This is a genomic window from Nocardia wallacei (genome assembly GCF_014466955.1).
GTDB classification, from domain to species: Bacteria; Actinomycetota; Actinomycetes; order Mycobacteriales; family Mycobacteriaceae; genus Nocardia; species Nocardia wallacei.
On sequence record NZ_AP023396.1, the window covers coordinates 1778068 to 1794851 of the forward strand.

General features: G+C 65.7%; 16 protein-coding genes. 10 read left to right on the plus strand and 6 right to left on the minus strand.

Going from position 1 to position 16784, the window contains the following annotated elements:
- Window positions 1-24: 24 nt before the first annotated feature.
- Window positions 25-381: a hypothetical protein gene (locus tag NWFMUON74_RS08245; protein WP_068049976.1), complete on the minus strand. Its 357-nt coding sequence runs from the start codon at window positions 379-381 to the stop codon at window positions 25-27.
- Between the two features lie 360 nt (window positions 382-741).
- On the minus strand, window positions 742-1347 hold the full coding sequence (locus NWFMUON74_RS08250; RefSeq protein ID WP_232110912.1) for a GNAT family N-acetyltransferase: 606 nt from the start codon (window positions 1345-1347) through the stop codon (window positions 742-744).
- A 205-nt stretch (window positions 1348-1552) separates the two neighbouring features.
- Between NWFMUON74_RS08250 and NWFMUON74_RS08255 the strand changes: the two genes are divergently transcribed.
- The 6 genes from NWFMUON74_RS08255 (at window position 1553) to NWFMUON74_RS08280 (ending at window position 7556) form a co-directional block, all read left to right on the plus strand.
- On the plus strand, window positions 1553-2542 hold the full coding sequence (locus NWFMUON74_RS08255) for a cytochrome P450 family protein (RefSeq protein ID WP_156371219.1): 990 nt from the start codon (window positions 1553-1555) through the stop codon (window positions 2540-2542).
- On the plus strand, window positions 2539-3720 hold the full coding sequence (locus NWFMUON74_RS08260) for a GAF domain-containing protein (protein ID WP_138456825.1): 1182 nt from the start codon (window positions 2539-2541) through the stop codon (window positions 3718-3720). Before NWFMUON74_RS08255 ends, NWFMUON74_RS08260 begins: the two co-directional genes overlap by 4 nt.
- 148 nt (window positions 3721-3868) lie before the next feature.
- Window positions 3869-4315, plus strand: coding sequence for a hypothetical protein (locus tag NWFMUON74_RS08265; protein WP_138456826.1), 447 nt, complete (start codon window positions 3869-3871; stop codon window positions 4313-4315).
- Between the two features lie 90 nt (window positions 4316-4405).
- Window positions 4406-4912, plus strand: a complete 507-nt coding sequence (locus NWFMUON74_RS08270) for a hypothetical protein (RefSeq protein WP_043735740.1) — start codon at window positions 4406-4408, stop codon at window positions 4910-4912.
- The gene (locus NWFMUON74_RS08275) at window positions 4909-6117 is read left to right on the plus strand and encodes an MAB_1171c family putative transporter (RefSeq protein ID WP_043735742.1); all 1209 of its coding nucleotides are present in this window, start codon (window positions 4909-4911) and stop codon (window positions 6115-6117) included. Before NWFMUON74_RS08270 ends, NWFMUON74_RS08275 begins: the two co-directional genes overlap by 4 nt.
- 5 nt (window positions 6118-6122) lie before the next feature.
- On the plus strand, window positions 6123-7556 hold the full coding sequence (locus NWFMUON74_RS08280) for a cytochrome P450 (protein ID WP_086007582.1): 1434 nt from the start codon (window positions 6123-6125) through the stop codon (window positions 7554-7556).
- A gap of 70 nt (window positions 7557-7626) precedes the next feature.
- On the opposite strand, the gene NWFMUON74_RS08285 is transcribed toward NWFMUON74_RS08280, so the two are convergent.
- From NWFMUON74_RS08285 to NWFMUON74_RS08300, 4 genes are all read right to left on the minus strand, one after another.
- Window positions 7627-8934 (minus strand): DUF2130 domain-containing protein, encoded by a 1308-nt coding sequence (locus NWFMUON74_RS08285; RefSeq protein WP_054814853.1) that lies wholly within the window; start codon window positions 8932-8934, stop codon window positions 7627-7629.
- A 91-nt stretch (window positions 8935-9025) separates the two neighbouring features.
- Window positions 9026-9727 carry a class I SAM-dependent methyltransferase gene (locus NWFMUON74_RS08290; RefSeq protein ID WP_051047160.1) on the minus strand — a complete coding sequence of 234 codons (702 nt, stop codon included), beginning with the start codon at window positions 9725-9727 and terminating at the stop codon, window positions 9026-9028.
- 132 nt (window positions 9728-9859) lie between these two features.
- On the minus strand, window positions 9860-10522 hold the full coding sequence (locus NWFMUON74_RS08295; RefSeq protein WP_043735744.1) for a hypothetical protein: 663 nt from the start codon (window positions 10520-10522) through the stop codon (window positions 9860-9862).
- A gap of 127 nt (window positions 10523-10649) precedes the next feature.
- The gene (locus NWFMUON74_RS08300; protein ID WP_043735745.1) at window positions 10650-10982 is read right to left on the minus strand and encodes a hypothetical protein; all 333 of its coding nucleotides are present in this window, start codon (window positions 10980-10982) and stop codon (window positions 10650-10652) included.
- A gap of 514 nt (window positions 10983-11496) precedes the next feature.
- Between NWFMUON74_RS08300 and NWFMUON74_RS08305 the strand changes: the two genes are divergently transcribed.
- The 4 genes from NWFMUON74_RS08305 (at window position 11497) to NWFMUON74_RS08320 (ending at window position 16764) form a co-directional block, all read left to right on the plus strand.
- Window positions 11497-11997, plus strand: coding sequence for a hypothetical protein (locus tag NWFMUON74_RS08305; RefSeq protein ID WP_138456828.1), 501 nt, complete (start codon window positions 11497-11499; stop codon window positions 11995-11997).
- A gap of 20 nt (window positions 11998-12017) precedes the next feature.
- Entirely contained in the window at window positions 12018-12743 is a 726-nt protein-coding gene (locus NWFMUON74_RS08310; RefSeq protein WP_138456829.1) for a DUF8176 domain-containing protein, read from the plus strand.
- A 74-nt stretch (window positions 12744-12817) separates the two neighbouring features.
- Window positions 12818-14587 carry a BTAD domain-containing putative transcriptional regulator gene (locus tag NWFMUON74_RS08315; RefSeq protein WP_054814851.1) on the plus strand — a complete coding sequence of 590 codons (1770 nt, stop codon included), beginning with the start codon at window positions 12818-12820 and terminating at the stop codon, window positions 14585-14587.
- Between the two features lie 1001 nt (window positions 14588-15588).
- Window positions 15589-16764: an AAA family ATPase gene (locus NWFMUON74_RS08320; protein WP_043735057.1), complete on the plus strand. Its 1176-nt coding sequence runs from the start codon at window positions 15589-15591 to the stop codon at window positions 16762-16764.
- The last annotated feature ends 20 nt before the right edge of the window (window positions 16765-16784 follow it).

Here is a 16784-nt window from a genome sequence, read left to right on the forward strand (position 1 = left end):
ATCAAATTTGTGAATCGGGGGATTTCAGGCGGCCTTTTTGTTGGAGTTGAATTCTGTAGTTTCATCCAGGATTGATGAATTCTTCGGAGGTTGTGCCGCGTCTTCATTGCGTGACTCTTCTGCCGTGGTCAAGAGGCTGGACAGCAGGCGGGCAAGCTTGCGGGTATCGGGCGGGTCTCGGCGGGTGTCACGTACAGAAACGCGCTGCGCCCGTGGCTTCGCCTGGCTATCCCGATGTTCGACCCGACCGGCCGGATGCTTATCCGGGCGTGGCTCATCGGTTTCCGCAGGCACGGGCTCGACAGCGGCTTCGGTCGACGAGTCGATCGGGTCGTGCCCCGATGGCAGGTTCACTCCGATATGGGGGTCGGGTCGGTTCACGGTGGTCCTCCAGTGTCCAGATCTGTCCACCGGCACCAAGGCGGTGCCGAGGCGGCCTCTACGGGTAACTCCTCGTTTTCGGCCCCGGATTGGACACACCAACCCCCGTAAACCACTCCACCGACGGCCGGTGGAACGGCCGGATTCGACGTAGTGGCATGCCCGGAGGCCCTGCGTCGCGGCGATCGAAGCACACCTCGGCGCGGGTCCGCAGGGCTGTGTGATGGTTGCGGCCTTGAGCGGCAACCGTAGGCGTGGCCAGGCTCGAGGCGCTCGATATCAGCCCGGCGCCTCGCATCGGGCAATCGGCTTCTCCGGCTGGCTAGTTGTCTTCTCGCCCCGATTCCGGGGCTGGCGGCTTCACATGTTGATGGTCATGGCCCACATGGTGGGCCTGGCACCTACTGGTAGATGGAAGCTTTCAGTGGTCGCGAACCCCAGTCGCTGGTAGTAGGGGGTGTTGTCTTCCCGGGTGCATACGAGGTAGGCAGGGGTGGCGGGAGCCGATGTCAGGCGATCGGTGATCAGGCGTGTCGCGTAGCCGTGCCCTTGGTGTGCGGGTGAGGTTCCGATGTTGGCTAGGTACCAATGTTCGGGCTGGTGGGGGTGGTGTCGATCGAGGGTGCGCCGGACGGTGATCGCAGCGAATGTGCGGCTGGTGAGGGCGGGCAGAAGGTCGGGTGCGGCACGCAGGGTGGTGCTGACGGGTTGGTCCCATCGGGCGGGTGGGTCCCAGACGGCGACTGAGCGGATGACTCCGTCGGGGTCGGTGGCGACGCGAACTCCTCCGCCGGGGAGGTGGAAGTGGCGCAGGGAGGCGGTGAAGTACCTGGGCAGGGCGCGGTGGCGCTGCTGCGGGTTGGGCCAGATCGCGCTCATGAGCGGGTCGTCGCGGAAGGCGTCGGCGAGTACCTGGGCGCAGTCGGTGATGTCCGCGGTGGTGGCGGCACGGGTGGTGATCGGCACGGCGGACTCCTGATGGGTTGGCACACTGATGGGTATGAAGATGGGGCGGTGCCCGTTCACGGCGGGAATTCATGCGGTCGACGAACTTCACGAGGATCTCAGAACCAGTGAACCCGGTGTGCACGAGGCCGAGCTACCGGACGGGTCACCGGTGTGGGTGGTCACCGGATGGGACGCGGTGACCACACTACTGGCCGATCCCCGGATGTCGGCGGCCAAGGCCGACTCCACCACCGGCTTCCGAGGCCAGAACCTGCCCGCGGCATTGGAGGCGAACCTGCTCAATATCGATGGGGAGCAGCATCGACGTGTACGGAAACTGGCGGCCGAGGCGTTCGCGCCCGCACATCACGCCTCACAGGAACAGGTGGTGCGGGCTGCCGTGACGGAGTTGGTCGACGCATTGCCGGCGACTGGCGATATCGACTTGATGGGCGGGCTGTGCGAGCCGTTGCCGCCGCAGGTGATCGGCACCTTGCTCGGGTTGCCCGCCGACAAGCTCGATGCCTTCCGTGCAGCGGCCCGGCCTCTGTTCTTGATCGACACATCGACGCACGGCGCGGCGGTGCAGGGTGCGATGGGGACGATGTTGATGCTGGTGGCCGGGGTGATCGACGACAAGAGGCGCGATCCTGGCGATGATCTGCTCTCGCGCTGGCTCTCAGCCCGCGACGGGCAGGACCGTCTCAGTGAGGACGAGTTGATCAGTTTGGCGTTTGCCGTGATCATCGGCGGATTCGAGAACGTCACCTCGCTGACGTCTGCGGTGCTGGATGAACTGGTCCGGTACCGCTGCGAGGAGGCGCGCGAGTTACTGGGGTCACCGCCGGAGTTCGCCCGGCTGGTGCGCAAGGTGATGGGTGCCGTGGCGCCGGTGAACTATGCGCTGCGCCGGTTCCCGCTGACCGACATCGATGTCAACGGAATCCGAATCCCCCGAGGACACACCGTGATCTTGTCCCTGCGGTCGGCTCATCTCGACCCCGCCCGGCGGGAACGTCACGACCTGGTATTCGGACACGGTCGACATTTCTGTATCGGTGCCGCCTTGGCGGAGATGCAAGCCGTCCATGTCGCCCGCGCGGTCTTGGAGAAGTACCCGGTACTGAAACCGGTCAAGCCGCGCGAGCAGTATCTGTTGCGGCCGTCGTGGCTCACCTATGCCCTCGCGGAACTTTCCGTATCCACCGCGTGACCTGCGGTTCGAGCACCGTTGCGGCGCGCTGTTCTAAGATCGTTGAAAGATTCAACCAGGAAGGATCAGCGACCTCGGAGATCGACGCGATGCCGAAAAGCGGATGGACGCTCATCGAAACCTTGGAGCCGGGTCGGCTCACCGTCGTTGCGCGCGATCACGAAGCCCGAGATCGAACCTCCTTCGAGCGAGCCGTCACCGACCAGCTGGGAATCGGCAAAGCCCCAGGGCACGAGGCTGCACAATGGCTGGAAGCGCTGATCGCCGACATGCGGTCGCATCCCGAAGCGGCGGCCACGCATCGCGTCCTGCGCAACGGTCACACGGTCAGCGCCCGTCTCGTGCCGGTGATCGGGCCGGACAATGCGCTCCACGGCGCGCATGTGTGGTTGGGTCCCGATGGGACCCAACCACAGCAGCGGCCGGTGTCGGCCTTCGCGTTCACCTGGGACTCCCACCTGCGGCTCGCGGAATTTCCGGCGGCGCTGACCGGCGGGACGCCGCGCTCGCAACTCACGGCACCAGAAATCTTCCGCTTCGTCGAACCAGCAGACGGGCTTTCACTGATCAGGGCGCTGCTGTCGTCACAACCGGGTGACAGCTGGAGCGGTGCGGTCACCGTAACAGTCGGCAAGAACAACAGGCCGGGTCATGTCGTCATGGCCGCTGGCACGCCCCCACAGCCTCCAGCGAAGTGGCGTGGACTGCTGTTCGAAACCTCGACTCCGATGGCCGGGATGAGCTTGGAGGCAGCGGCACTGGCCGCGATACCGCGCATATCGCAGGTCCATATGGTGCTGGTCGACATCGCCAAGATGCGGTTGATCCGCTGGATCACCGATCCGCTACCCGACGTCCAGTGGAAAGGGCAGGTCGACCAACGCGACACCCCACACCCTGACGACGTGAAACGCATCTTCGCCGCCGCCGCCGACGTGTTCACCGGCAAAGCCGAATCCGCTGAAGTGCACGATGTGCGGTTGAGGCGCCGCGGGGGTGGATGGGTTGTCGTTGACGGCTCCGGTGCCATAGTCGGAACCTCTGACGCGGGTCCCGCGCTTGCCGTGCTGCAACTGCGGGTGACAGGGCACTCCGACGAACCCGACCCGGTGGCCCCCACAGATGCAGGGCATCCCGGGCTTGACGATCCAGAACAGCCGGACCCGCTCCCGAGCTGACGGAATGTGAACACCTACCACCTCGGATAGGCGTTTGTTATGATGGCGAAGTTCTGATTCCCGGTACCAGTCTCTGACGGACGCCGGATGAGCGCTCGAGTCCTGCGGACCGAGCGTGGTCTCATCCAGGCAACCAGGGAGGGTACCGATGAAAAGCTCGCCCATTGATCAACGGCAGTCAGCCACAATGGCCGACGAGATCATCGAGTTGCCGACGAGGGTGAACCGGCTGTTCAGCACGTTCCACCCTCGCACGGAACCCGAGCAAGACCCGGCAGATGTCGCTCGCAGTGTCAGCGCCATCGTCGGCGAGACCATACTTGCCGAGGAAATCATCGCGCTGCGGACCGGCAGCACGAGCGGTGGAGTCGACCCCACGGTGCTGCAGGCCATTGCCCAGCACTTCCACGTCCTGCCGGTGTATCTCACCGGTACCTCTGACGAGGCTCGCCCCGTCGACCGCCAGTTGCGGTTGCTATCGGCGGCACGCGATGCCGGCGTCAGGCATATGGCGTTGCGCGGCAACGACATCGATATCACCGCTTTGACTCGCGAGCTGTCCAGGCTCGCGCCTCCAGACCACAGCGCAGCCTGACCAGAGGGACCGGGCCGTGCTTTACCGACACAACGCCGAATGCGAAGGAGATCGCCGCACACGCGACGCCACCGGGAGGGATGAATAGCAATGAACGACACGGCAGTACATGTCCAGGAGACCGCACGGATCGTGCCGGTGCCATGGCCGTGGGATCCGAACGAGTACGTGAAGCGGGTCGCGGAGTATCGGCAACGGCCGATCACGGTGTGCCCCATCGACGCGAATGCGTTGTCGGGAGCCGGGTGCGGGACCGGTAGCGGGTTGTGGATCGCTCGGGAGTACGACGACATCATCATGGTCGGGGCCGAAACCGAATGGCACGCTGGACACATCATCGCCCACGAGATCGGGCACATGCTCCTGGGACATGGCTCGTCCACTCCGGAGCCCGACGGTGATGTACTGCCGTTGCAGACATTGATGCCCTTACTGGATCCGGCGTCGATCCGCAGCGTTCTCTGGCGCCGGGACTATGGGACCGCCCGCGAACAGGCTGCCGAATCATTCGCCGGGTTGGTGATGGTCGAGGCGACCTTGCCGCGGCGACGACCCTCGCCGTTCCGATCCACCTTCTTCCTCGGGCGGCACCGATGACCTCGCCGATTCCCGGCCTACTGGCCTGGCCCGTGCTGTTCGCTGTCACCGCGATCACCGCCGGACGGTGGTGGCTGCTGGGCGACAAGGTCGTCGATCGGCTGATCAACCGGGCTCTGCTGGCAGCGATTGCGGGACTACTGATGCGGGAAGCGTGGGCCGAAGACCTGGCCGCGCGCCTCGTGTGGTTCGTCGGTGATGCCGAGATGGTGCAGCTGTGCCGCCAAGCTTCGTTCGGGGCAATCCTGGTATCGGTCTCCTATATCTATGGCATTGCGAAATTGTGGGACGGAGCGGACCCTGCAGATACCTGGCGTCGACAGCGCGTTTATGACCTCGTCGCCCTCTCGGCGTCCGCGGTGATCCTGATCGCCGGCACCCCCGCGCGCCGTGCCGATCAGCTGATCGACGAGGCATTGGGCTGGCCGGCGGTGATCGCGTGGGTGGCGTTCTATCTGCCGCTCGGAATCACCGCATGGGTAATCGCCCGCATCAGCTTCCGCGAGTTGCGCAGCGACGCGTTCCTGCGCGAGCGTGTGCTGTACCTGGGTGTACTTGTTCTCGCCGCCGGACTCGGGCTCAGTTCGCTCGCAATTCCATTCCAGACCGGGTTCGCCGTCGTGCAGAACCAACCGTCTGCGGACCCGGATATGAGCAGCAAAGGCTGGACCTTTTTCTTGGCCAATGTTGTCGCGTCTGCTGCAGTAGCAGTGCCGTTGGTGAGCACAATCCTCATAAGAACCGGACACGACCGGACCAGCCGCTATTGCCGCCGCCTGCAGCCCGTGTGGCGCGACCTGACCGCCAGTGTCCCCGAGATCGTGCTCGCCCCACCAGGAGATGGCGGCGGGGTGGAACCGGCGCTGCGGCTTCACCGGATGATCGTCGAGATCCGCGACGCTCTCCTGCACCTCAAGCCTTACACCACAGCCAGATACCCGGCCGGCCCTGACCGTGAGGGCATGCTGTCCTATGCAGTGGCAATTCTCGCGGCGATCGACCAGAAGAACGCCGGGCGAGCACCGCAGGACGAGCCCAGCCCCGGGCTCCAACCGGTTCGGCTCGGTCCGCGAGACTTGACCACCGACCTGAACGAACTGCTGGACCTGGCCGGTGTGTGGCCGACAGCCCGACATATCGCCTCGATCGAAACGCCCTTGAGCACTCGGTGCGCGACACCTTCGACCAGTAGGAGCACGATGTGATGGCGATGAGTCCGCCCCGGACCGGCAGGGACGAGGCGGCAGTATTGCCGCATCCGAGGTGGAGGCTGCCTGTCGTCGGTGACCTGTTCACCATGAACGTGGCCAAACCCACCCAGACATCGCGGCGGGATGCCCGAAGGCTGGGGCCGATCTTCGAGCGGCGCATCACCAATTGGCCGATGATCGTGGTCTCCGGCGCCGACCTCATCGCGGAAATCAACGACGAACACCACTGGACCAAGCACCTCGGAGTGCCCCTGCGCAAGCTGCGCCGAGTCGCCCGGGACGGACTGTTCACCGCCCGCAACGACGAACCGGCCTGGTCGGCAGCACACAACATCCTCGCGCCAGCCTTCACCCAAACAGCAATGCGTTCCTACCACCAGACGATGGCCGCCACCATCGGTGAATTGCTCGACACCTGGGGCGACACGCACCACATCGCCGACATCGCGGAGGAAATGAACCGGCTCACCCTGGAAATCATCGCCCGCACCGGGTTCGGCTACTCGTTCGATTCGTTCTCCTACACCCCCGGCCAAGCGCACCCCTTCGTCGAAGCCATGCTGCGCGGCCTGACTTACATCAACCGCAACGCCAACCTCCCCCCGCTGTTGCAGAACACCCTGGGACGGCGCGCCGCCGGGCAGCATCGCCGCGACATCGCCTTTATGCACCGAACCGTCGACGACGTGATCGCCGCACGCCGGACCAGTGGCACCGTCGGCCAGCACGACGATTTGCTCGACCGCATGCTCACCACCACCGACCCTGACACCGGCGAGCATCTCGATGCCACCAATATCCGCAACCAGATCCTGACGTTCCTGGTCGCTGGCCACGAGACCAGCGCGGGCGCACTGGCCTTCGCGCTCTACGAGCTGGCGAAGAATCCCGAGGTCGCGGCACGAGCGCGCGCCGAGGTCGACGACCATTTCCCGGGGCGCGACCGGCCGATAACCAGCTACGAGGACGTCGCGAAGCTGCGGTATCTGCGGCGGGTGGTCGATGAAACGTTGCGGTTGTGGCCGGTCGCGCCCGGTTATTTCCGCGAGGCGCGCCATGAGGTCACGATCGGTGACGGCAAATACCGCTTCCAGCAAGGCGATTGGGTATTCGTGCTCACCTGGTATGCGCACCGCGACCCGGAAACCTGGGGTCCGGACGCAGAACGTTTCGACCCGGACCGATGGGCCCCTCAGCGGCAGCGTGAGCTGGACCGCCGTCGCGTATACAGGCCGTTCGGGGTCGGGCACCGCGCCTGCATCGGCCGCCAATTCGCCAATCACGAAGTCCTGCTCACTCTCGCCCACGTCCTCCACCAGTACGAGATCCACATCGACGGTGACTACACCCTCGACGTCGCAGAGCAGATCACCCTCAAACCAGCCGGACTGCGGGTACGAGTCGACCGCCGCACGGATCTGACGACGCATTAACCGGCCGACCCTGCGATCAAGCGTGCCCGCCGTCCAGGCCACCTGTCTCAGCAAGTAGATATCGCCGGATTCAGTTTCGAGTCCGGGAGGCCGTCGATGTCGGGTGTCGGGTCGACGGGCCCTCCTTTCGTGCACCGTTGGGAGAGGCCGACCGATGGTCGGTCACATGTTCTGAGTGCAGAGCGGGTGGGACGGCGACGCCGGCTGCGTCGAGCTCGCCGAACATGGTGAACATTCGGTCGAGCACGTCCTGCTGGTGCTGGTCCAGCTTGGCGAGAGCAGCGTGTACTTGATTTCGCAGCTTGGCCCCGGTCGCCAGGGTTTCGCGCGCGTCTTGGACGATCCGCTGCAGGTGGGCGAAGAACCCGCCCCGGTCGACGTATTCGAGCAACCGGTCGGCACGCCCACGACGGGCCTTGCCCGCAATCGCGTGACGTTTGTTGTCGATCACCGCCTGCCGCAACGGAATGGACATGTACGTTGCCAGGTCGGCGGCACACAGGAGGATGCCGTCGCGGATTGCCACACCATCCACCGTGGCCGGCATCGACGCGCTCACGAGCACTCCGAGACCGGCGTGATCACGATCAACATCACGGACAAGCTTAGGAATCCACGCCGAGCTGAAGTGCTTGGTTCTCTTGCACTCCCACAAAATAGATCCCCAGCTTCGGCCGTCGACACGCACGATCTGGAGGACATCACCGCCCTTCTGACCGTTCCGAATCACCGAAATCTCATCTTCGGGGTAGCGGCGCTGCAGTTCCTCAGCGAATGCGTGCTGGTAGGCGACTCCCGTCGGCTGTGGTGGTGGCCCCGGCGAAATCTTGCTCTCAGCCAGAGCAAGCTGGTCCAGCGCCCGCTTCTCCCGGTTCTGGTACTCCAGAATCACCGGACGATACTTCCGTTCGGCCTCCTGCTGCGCCCGTTTGCGTTCACTGCGAGCGATCTGATCTCGCATCCGCGACTGCTCGGCCTGCATCTGCTCGAGTTGTTCCTGAGCCTCGGCCAGAGCGACCGTCGCGGCCTGAGCCCGCTGCTTCTCCGTTGCCGCGGTTTCGCTACTTCGCTGCGCTTGGTTCCGCAGCCGATTGACCTCGTTTCGCATCCCGGCGCGGACCCGTGTCAGGACGTCGTTCTCCATGGCTTTCTCTCGGGCAGCGAAATCCTGTTCCAGTTCGAGGCGCACTCTGGCGACCTGCGGTGCTGCGAGCTGTTCGATAAAGGCAGAGCCGAGCTCTGCGCCGCACCGTGGACAGATTGCTGCCGGCTGGAAGCAACCAAGACACTCGAACGGGCCCAAGTCCGGCCCCTGGTGGTAGGCGAGTTCAGCGGCCTCGACGATCACCTGCCGCCGCACATCCCACGCCACGTCCATCTCGAGCTCCTCCCCGCTCGTGCTCGCGCTGCACCTCGTGGTAGCCGAGCCCGTCCACCAGGATGGCAGCTCCGGATCGACCGCTGAGCGGTTATCGACGCGGTTGTGAGGCGGTGAACAGGGTGACGTCTCCGATGTCGGTCAGGTGATACTCGCCGAAGGCCGCGTCGAGTGCTGCGGCGAGGTCCGCCCGGGTGTCGTGGCGGTTGTTGAAGGCGCCGACGCGCCGGTAGGTGGTGGTGAGAAGCCGGCCGAACCCGGTGTGCGGTGTGTGGTCTCCGAGGATGGTGGAGCCGAACAGCGTGCCGTCATCCGCGAGCACCCGGGCAAGGTGGCTGAACGCAATACCCTTCGCGGTGAAATCGCCAGGGACACAGTGTAAAACGAAGTTGATGCCGATCGAGTCGTAACCCGCTCCGGCCGGGGCGGGCACTGGCTCGAGAACACTGGCGACGGTTTCGTGCACGGTGTGTCCTGCCTTGCGCAGTCGACGGGCGGCGTAGGCGAGGGAGGTTCGGTTCAGATCCGTCAGCGTGATCTCGGCGTCGTCGGGGAATCGGGTGTGGGCTGGATACCAGCCTGAACCGGGTCCGACTTCGAGGTGGCGGCGGCCGGCGTGGCGGTGATATGGGGCGAGCATGGTGTCCGCGGGGCACCGCCACCCGAATCGGTTGCTCAGCCGGATCACCCAGATGTCGTAGATGGCCAGAAACGGCAGGCAGTACGGTGCCGCCGCCCTGCGGACTGCATCGCCGGACACCGGCGACCCGGTGTCATTGTGGGAACCGCCCATCACCACCCCGTATTGTCTGCTCGTTGTCAGTCCCGGGACACAGCTTTGCACACGCCTACCCCGGTGCCCAGGGTGTTGTGGATTTCGCCAGAACCGCAGCCATTTCGGGCCTATCAGGGTGAGGCCCGGCGTTCAGTTCGGAGCGACCGCGCGAGATGTGGTCGCAGCGTCCTGGTTGCGTTTCTGGAAGCGCTGTTCGAATGCTTGCTGCAGGGCATCGTCGAGATCTTCCGCCCGTCCGATGAGCCAGCGCCGGTACAGCTTTTCCGTGGCGTCGGGGTCATCTGGGGAAACCGGCGCGGCGAGAGATTCGCCGAAGGCGATCTCGACGAGCGGATGGACTTGGGTGCCACGGTTGGCTTCGAGGACGCTCGTGACGAACGGGCCGACAATGCCGCTGATGGCATCATCGAGCTTGCCGATCGCGTTCGGCAGCTCGGCGATGGGGGCGGTTCGGAGAAACCGTTGGGCATCCAGTAGTGGCAGGAGCTGTTCGAGGCTGAGGCTGATGCTGGATGCGCCTGGCTCGAACGCGGGAGTGTCGGACTCGACCGGCACCGGTGGCCGACGGTCGTAGTAGGCGGCCCGCGCTGAGCCCTCCTGCCATCCGAGGCCGGTGTCGAACTTGGCGAAGGTACTCGGCCGCACATTGGCCGACAGCTCGCAACGGTCGGCCCGCTGCTGGGCAGGGACCGCTGGTCCGCCGCGCTGGTGCACCTCCGGCATCGTCAGATTGCCCAGCTGCTGACGCCGCTCGCGCACCATCCGGGCGAAGAACTCGTCGTGGGCTCCCATGAGCAGAACTGTACCCGTAAAGTTCGGAAAAGTCGCCATCAGGAGCCAAATCCCTCGGCATCCAGAGAAAAGTTACTGTTTTATTCTTGAAAAGTTCGAGATACGTGCATAGTTTGGGTGGTGTATCTCACGACTTGGTGGGAGGAGGGGCCGCCCCGGGGTCGTGACCGACGCAGAGAGCGAGGTAAGTCATGACTACATCGATGAACAGCCGTTCGGATGCTGCGGTGTCCGGCGCGGCGGTGGTGGCGGCAGCGCGTGCTGCCGGAGGGGGCCGTAGCTCCTCCGTGGGGATCTGGGTGATCTGGATGCGCGGCAGGCGAGTGGTGAGTTGCGAGGCGGTGTTCCGGCTCGACCAGGACATTCCAGCGTGCCGACCGGACGGGGTCGACGCTGCGGTGGTGGTTGTCGTCGCGCCGTCGCGGTTGGCCGACCCGGTGATCGGCCGTGCTGAGGTCATTGTCGACTACCTCGACGGGCAAGGCGTCGATGTTCGTGTGGTACACGCCTGCGCCTTGCATCCAGGGGCGTTGTGGACCTCGTTGCGCGGTCCTGCGGTCGGTGGGGTCATCGGGGCGACCGGACCGGTGGTGCACTCGTCTCGGAGGCATCGGTGGCTACCTGGATTCGGAGCCTGTGCAGGGCATCGTCTAGCGATGGCCGCGCTTGTCCCGTTGGCGGCGGCGGTGTTCGCAGCACCGGTTGCGCATGCGGGTCCAGTGGGTCAGCCGGGAGTGATCTCGGACCCCCGGCCAGGACAAGCGGGCGTCGTAGGCCCCGTGGTTCCGGAACCGCGGACCAGGACCATTCCTGTCGGGCCGGACCGGTCGACTCCCGATGAGAAGACCGATACCCCGGCGCCCGCTCAGATGCCGGCCCCGATCTCACCGGCACCCCAGGTCCTGCCCGAGCCGGAGGCCGTTCCCGAGCCCCGGATAGTTCCTGAACCCCACGTGTGGTCGGAGCCCCCGTCGGTGTCCCGGCCCGAAATGGGCTATGAGCCGCAGGTGGCGATCGAGCCGCAGGTGGCTGTGGAACCCGCGCAGCCAGTGGTCGAGGTATACCCGCAGCCGGGCACCAGCGACGGTTACGCCGAGGTGCAGGCGTCGGTGGTGGGCGAGGATTCGCTGCATTTCGGTGGGGTGAGTGTGCCGCGGCCAGAGGGGATGTCATCCGAGGTCGCGCAACGGGAACGCGACTGGAACGACATCGTGGTCGCCGAGGCCGCCGAGGTCTTGGATCAGGCTGGGCTGGCGGACCCTGATGTGGATGCTGCGCTAGGTGTCGGCACTGAGCCTGTGCCGCTCCCGGTGGTGGTCGCGGAGGTCGAGGCCGCGGTACCCCAGCCGATCGTCGAAGAGGTGACGGCGGTGGTGGTCAGCGAACCTGTCGCCGACGTGGTCGAGACGGTCGAGTCCCAGGCCGCGCAGGTGCTCAACGACGTGCTGGCGCAATGGCCGCCGGCGCTCGGCTGACCAAGCGGGGTGCATCGGTGATGAGAAGAATCGACCCCCAGGACGAGTCGAACGATGACCGGCAGATCGTGCTCGACGGGCCGCCGCCGACCGAAATAGCCGAATGGCTGGCCTCCGCCGGTGCACCCGATACCGCGGAAGATCGACGCTGGCTGACTTCCGAGTACCGCACCGGCGGGCCGGGTAGGGCGCGAGCCGTCCTGGGCGGCGTGGTGATGCTCGCTGTGGTCGCTGCCACCGTGGTGGTGGCAACCATGCTCATCTCCGGCATCGACGGCGTAGACCACGGTGTTGACGTGCCGATGTCTCTCACCGTCGCGCTTTCGCTTTCTCCCGGTGGCCTCGAACACGCACTCACCGTCACCGGGAGCACCGCCGCTTGTGGTCCCGAAACCATCGAGGCCACCGAAGCCGTAGCCGGGCCTCGCCCCCTACGGCCGGCCACCGGCGCAGCGGCAATTGCTGCGTTCGAGGCCGCCTACTACCACGCCCGCGACGGCGTACTCGCTCGCGAAGTCGTCGCGGCCGACGCCGCGATATCGGATGCCGCCACCATCCAGGCCGGCATCGACTCGGCGCCGCTGGGCACCACCTACTGTGCCCGGATCCGCCGGTTGAACCCCGGCTTGTACGCGGTCGAGATCACCGACACCCCGCCCGGTGCGGCACCACGGGTGTGGCGGCAACGGATCTCCACCACACAACTCGACCGGCACTCGGTGATCACCGCGATCGTGTCCGAGTAGCCGGGCCCCATCCCTGTACCCCATCGTCGACCCAACGTGACGATTGGATCGGCGACCAACAACCAAAGGGGGCGGTGACCGTGCTGATCGCACTCACCGGACTGAATCCTCACACCGGAGTGACTACTACCGCGGTCGCCCTCGCCAACGCATGGCCGGGCACGAAACCCGCTGTCGTGGTGGAGGCGGATCCTGCCGGGGGACGACTCGCGCGACTCGCCGACGCCGACCCGCACCGCGGACTGGCCAGCCTTGCCGCTGCCACCACCCAGTCACCAGGAGATTCTCCGGTTTCGACACAGTTGTGGGAGCACGTCCAGACGCTGGGTTCGGGTGTGCCGTTCCTCGCCGCACCTCCAAGTGCCGATGCCATGGCAGCGACGCTGACGGCCCCGGTGAGCATGCCCGCCGCCGCAGTCCCAAGGCTGGCAGATCTGGTGGTCATCGCCGACTGCGGTCTCGCCGATCCGGCCTCGCCCGCCACTCCGATCGCCGCTGGCGCCGACGTTCTGATCGTCGTGGTCCGTGGCGACCTCGCCGACCCCGTCCGCGCCGGCCGGCGCGTCCGCGAGGTCACCGCCGGCTGTCGGCGCTGCGCGGTGCTGCTGGTCGGCTCGGATCGCACGGGCGAGTTCGCCGAGCCTCTCGGAGTCCCGGTGCTCGGCAGGCTTCCACTCGACCGCCTCGGTGCCGAAGCGCTGCTGACCGGCGCCCGATACTCCCGCCGAGGACGCAACGGGCTCGCAGCGGCTGCCCGCGTCGTTGCCGCCGCACTGCACACACAACTGACCCCAGCACACTCGAATCCGCTTCTAGGCCGGCAACCGTCACCGTGGCCCCGGTTACCGGGCCGGTGGCGTCACGGTCTCGGGGTCTGCATCCGGGCGGATTCGCCCCGGGTGTATCGAGCCCGCCAGCCAGTTCCCGATCGAATCCCGGGCCAGGACGCCGCCCCGGCCGTATCCCCAGTAGACGACCTCGGTCTCGAGGTCACCGAGACCGGCCAGCCCCCTACGGAGACAGTGCCCGTTGCGCGTGATGCTACCCCCGTCGCCACCACGGCAAACGAATCGGCACCGGGTGGGCCGACCCTGGCAGTCGAGGTGTTCGGGCCGCTACGTGTCTGCTGGCACCGCGACGACGGCGTTGTCGACATCACCACCCACTTGCAGCCCCGGAGCCGCGAACTGCTGGCCCTGCTGACCCTGCACCCAGAAGGGATTTCCCGCGAGGCCCTGATCGCCGATCTGTGGGGGGAACGATGCCCCCGCCGACCGGTCAACGCACTCAACACCGCGATCAGCCGACTCACCGCCTCCATCAGAGACGCGACCGACGGCACGGTGCCCCGGATTCTGGCCGGCGACCACATCCGCTATCAGCTCGACCACACCATCATCGCCACCGACTACCAGCAGTTCGCTCGCGCGGTACGTCAACGCCGCCACGCGGGCAACGGCACGGAGCGCGGTGAAGCGTGCCGCCACATCATCGACACCTCCTGCCGAGGGATCCTGGCCGCAGATCTCACAGCGGACTGGGTAGCACCGATCCGGGAATCCGCCCGCCGCGACACCATCACCGCGGTCGGCGCCCTGGCCGCCACCGTGGTCGAGCAGGACCCACGCCGCGCCCTGGACCTCCTCGAAACCGCCCTCGACCACGACCCGCTCAACGAACTCCTGTGGCGCGACATCCTTCGCCTGCACGCCCGCCTCGGCGAACACACAGCCATCGAACGCACACTCGGCCTCCTGGCACACAAACTCTCCAAAATAGGAGAAGAACCCACCGCAGAAACACGAGACCTTGCAGAAAGGCTCCAAAAACAAGCCCGGCACTGAAACCGGAGTCTTCTATCCGAGATGCGTAATGGCCGAGAAAACGCCTCGGCGAACACTCGAGATGAGATAGGCGGAAACGCTGGGTCTAAGGTAAAAGCTCGTCTGATGAGGCGGAGGCGAGGATGGGGAAGTCTCTCGCCTGACTCGAGTGCGGAATCCGCGCGGGACAAAGGCTAACATCCGCCTCGGGAATTCGAGGCGACACCCGCCGCCAAGTATTGACGGTACGCAATAATAGCCAGAAGGTGTGCGTGCTTCTCGGCGTTCGTCGGGTAAGGTATTAGCCCAGTAGGGTTTGCGGATATCTGATCGCTATTTGTGGAATTCAATTGAGAATGGGATTCCGTACGGCAATTTCACGGCACAACGGGTGGATGTTCGCAATTTCTTCGGGTTGTCGGAGATCGCCGCCACGGGGGGTGCAGCTCGCGTTATCGCGGCCTGGCTGATCGTGGAGATCGTTAGGTGGGTCGTTAGGTGGGTCCATTGGCGGGTCGCTAGGTGGGTCAGTCAAATCAACCCACCCCGATGCCGCAAACTACCAGCTAGAAGCCACTATCCGACCCAACTGGCTCCCCAGGATTACCCGCAGGGAACAGAAAGAACACGTTGGGGCGGGCGTGGCCCGCTGGCGTCGCTGCCATCGTTCGGCTGGCCCTGCTGATATGACTCCGCTATTCAACTATCGATATCCGTCCTCATTCGATGCATTCCAATCGGTTTCAAATCAATAGTTTCCTCATGTACGGTCTGCTGCCGGCCTGGCCGCGTTAACGCATTCCATTCTGTGCTTGCCATGCAATTGTTGCCCTGATCTGCGGAAATTGGTTGAGAAAAGGTTGAAAACGGGGTTGAATTCCCGGGATGAGTCGAGATAGCGTCGACCCACACCCCGGGGAAACGAATTGTCAACCAATCCGAAATGACCACCGCGCCACCGCTGTGCCAGGATCCGCCGTGAGCGGCGCAACAAAATTCGTGCAGTGCGAAGGAGAAACGAGATGACTTCCCCCACCGGCCCGGCCCCCGCACCGGCCAACCGCCTCGGCAATGGCGAACTGCGCCGCATGGTCGCCAAAATCCTCACCGACAACCCCGGCACCGAATACACACCCCGCGAAGTCGCGAAACTCACCGGCCGTTCATCCGGTGCGATCGGAAACGCGATGAAAACCCTCACCGCCGCCGGACACGCCGACCAGACCAGCGCCAAACCGCTGCGCTACCGCGCCAACACGAACACCAGCAGCGCCGCGACCGGAGCCCCCACCCCGGCACCCGCCACCGGCACGCCCGCCGCAACCCCGGCCAAGCGGCCCGCCGCCCGTCGGGCGCGTAAGGCCCCCGCCGCGCCATCGGGCACCCCGAGCCCGGCCCGCACCGGTTCGGCCGTGACACGGCCGAACGGGCAGCAATACCACCTGCGGACCCTGGCGGGCCGCGCCGATGTGGACGTGCTGCGCACCATGCGCGACCACGAGGTCCCGGTCCTGCTGTACGGCCCGCCCGGCACCGGCAAAACCTCGCTGATCGAGGCCGCCTACGGCGACCTTCTGACGGTCCAGGGCGACTGCGACACCACCGTCGCCGATTTTGTCGGGGAATACACGCAAAACCCCGACGGGACCTTCGCGTTCGTGCACGGGCCGCTGGTCCGCGCCATGCGCGAGGGCCGGGTGCTGTTCATCGATGACGCCACCCTCATCCCGCCGACCGTGCTGTCATGCGTGTACCCGGCCATGGACGGCCGCCGCGAGATCGTGATCAAAGCCAACAGCGGCGAAATCGTGACCGTCGCGCCGGGGTTCTTCGTGGTGGCCGGGCACAACCCCGGCGTTCACGGCGCGATCCTGTCCGACGCCCTCGCCAGCCGGTTCGCGTTCCAGGTACAGGTCGGCTCCGACTACGACCTCGCCAAACAGCTCGGGGTGGACCCGAAAGCAGTCCGCGCCGCGCGGAACCTGGCCACCCGACAGGACAAAGGCGAGATCGGGTGGGCACCCCAGCTGCGCGAACTGCTGGCGTTCCAGAAAATCGCCACCGCCACCGACACGAACACCGCCGCCGCGAACCTGATCGGGGCCGCACCCGAAGACGACCGCGCCATCGTCGCCGACGTGGTGCGCACCGTGTTCGGCACCCGGCTGGAACCCCTGGCCCTCGGCCCCCGCATCTAACCCACCCCGGCCCGCCCGAA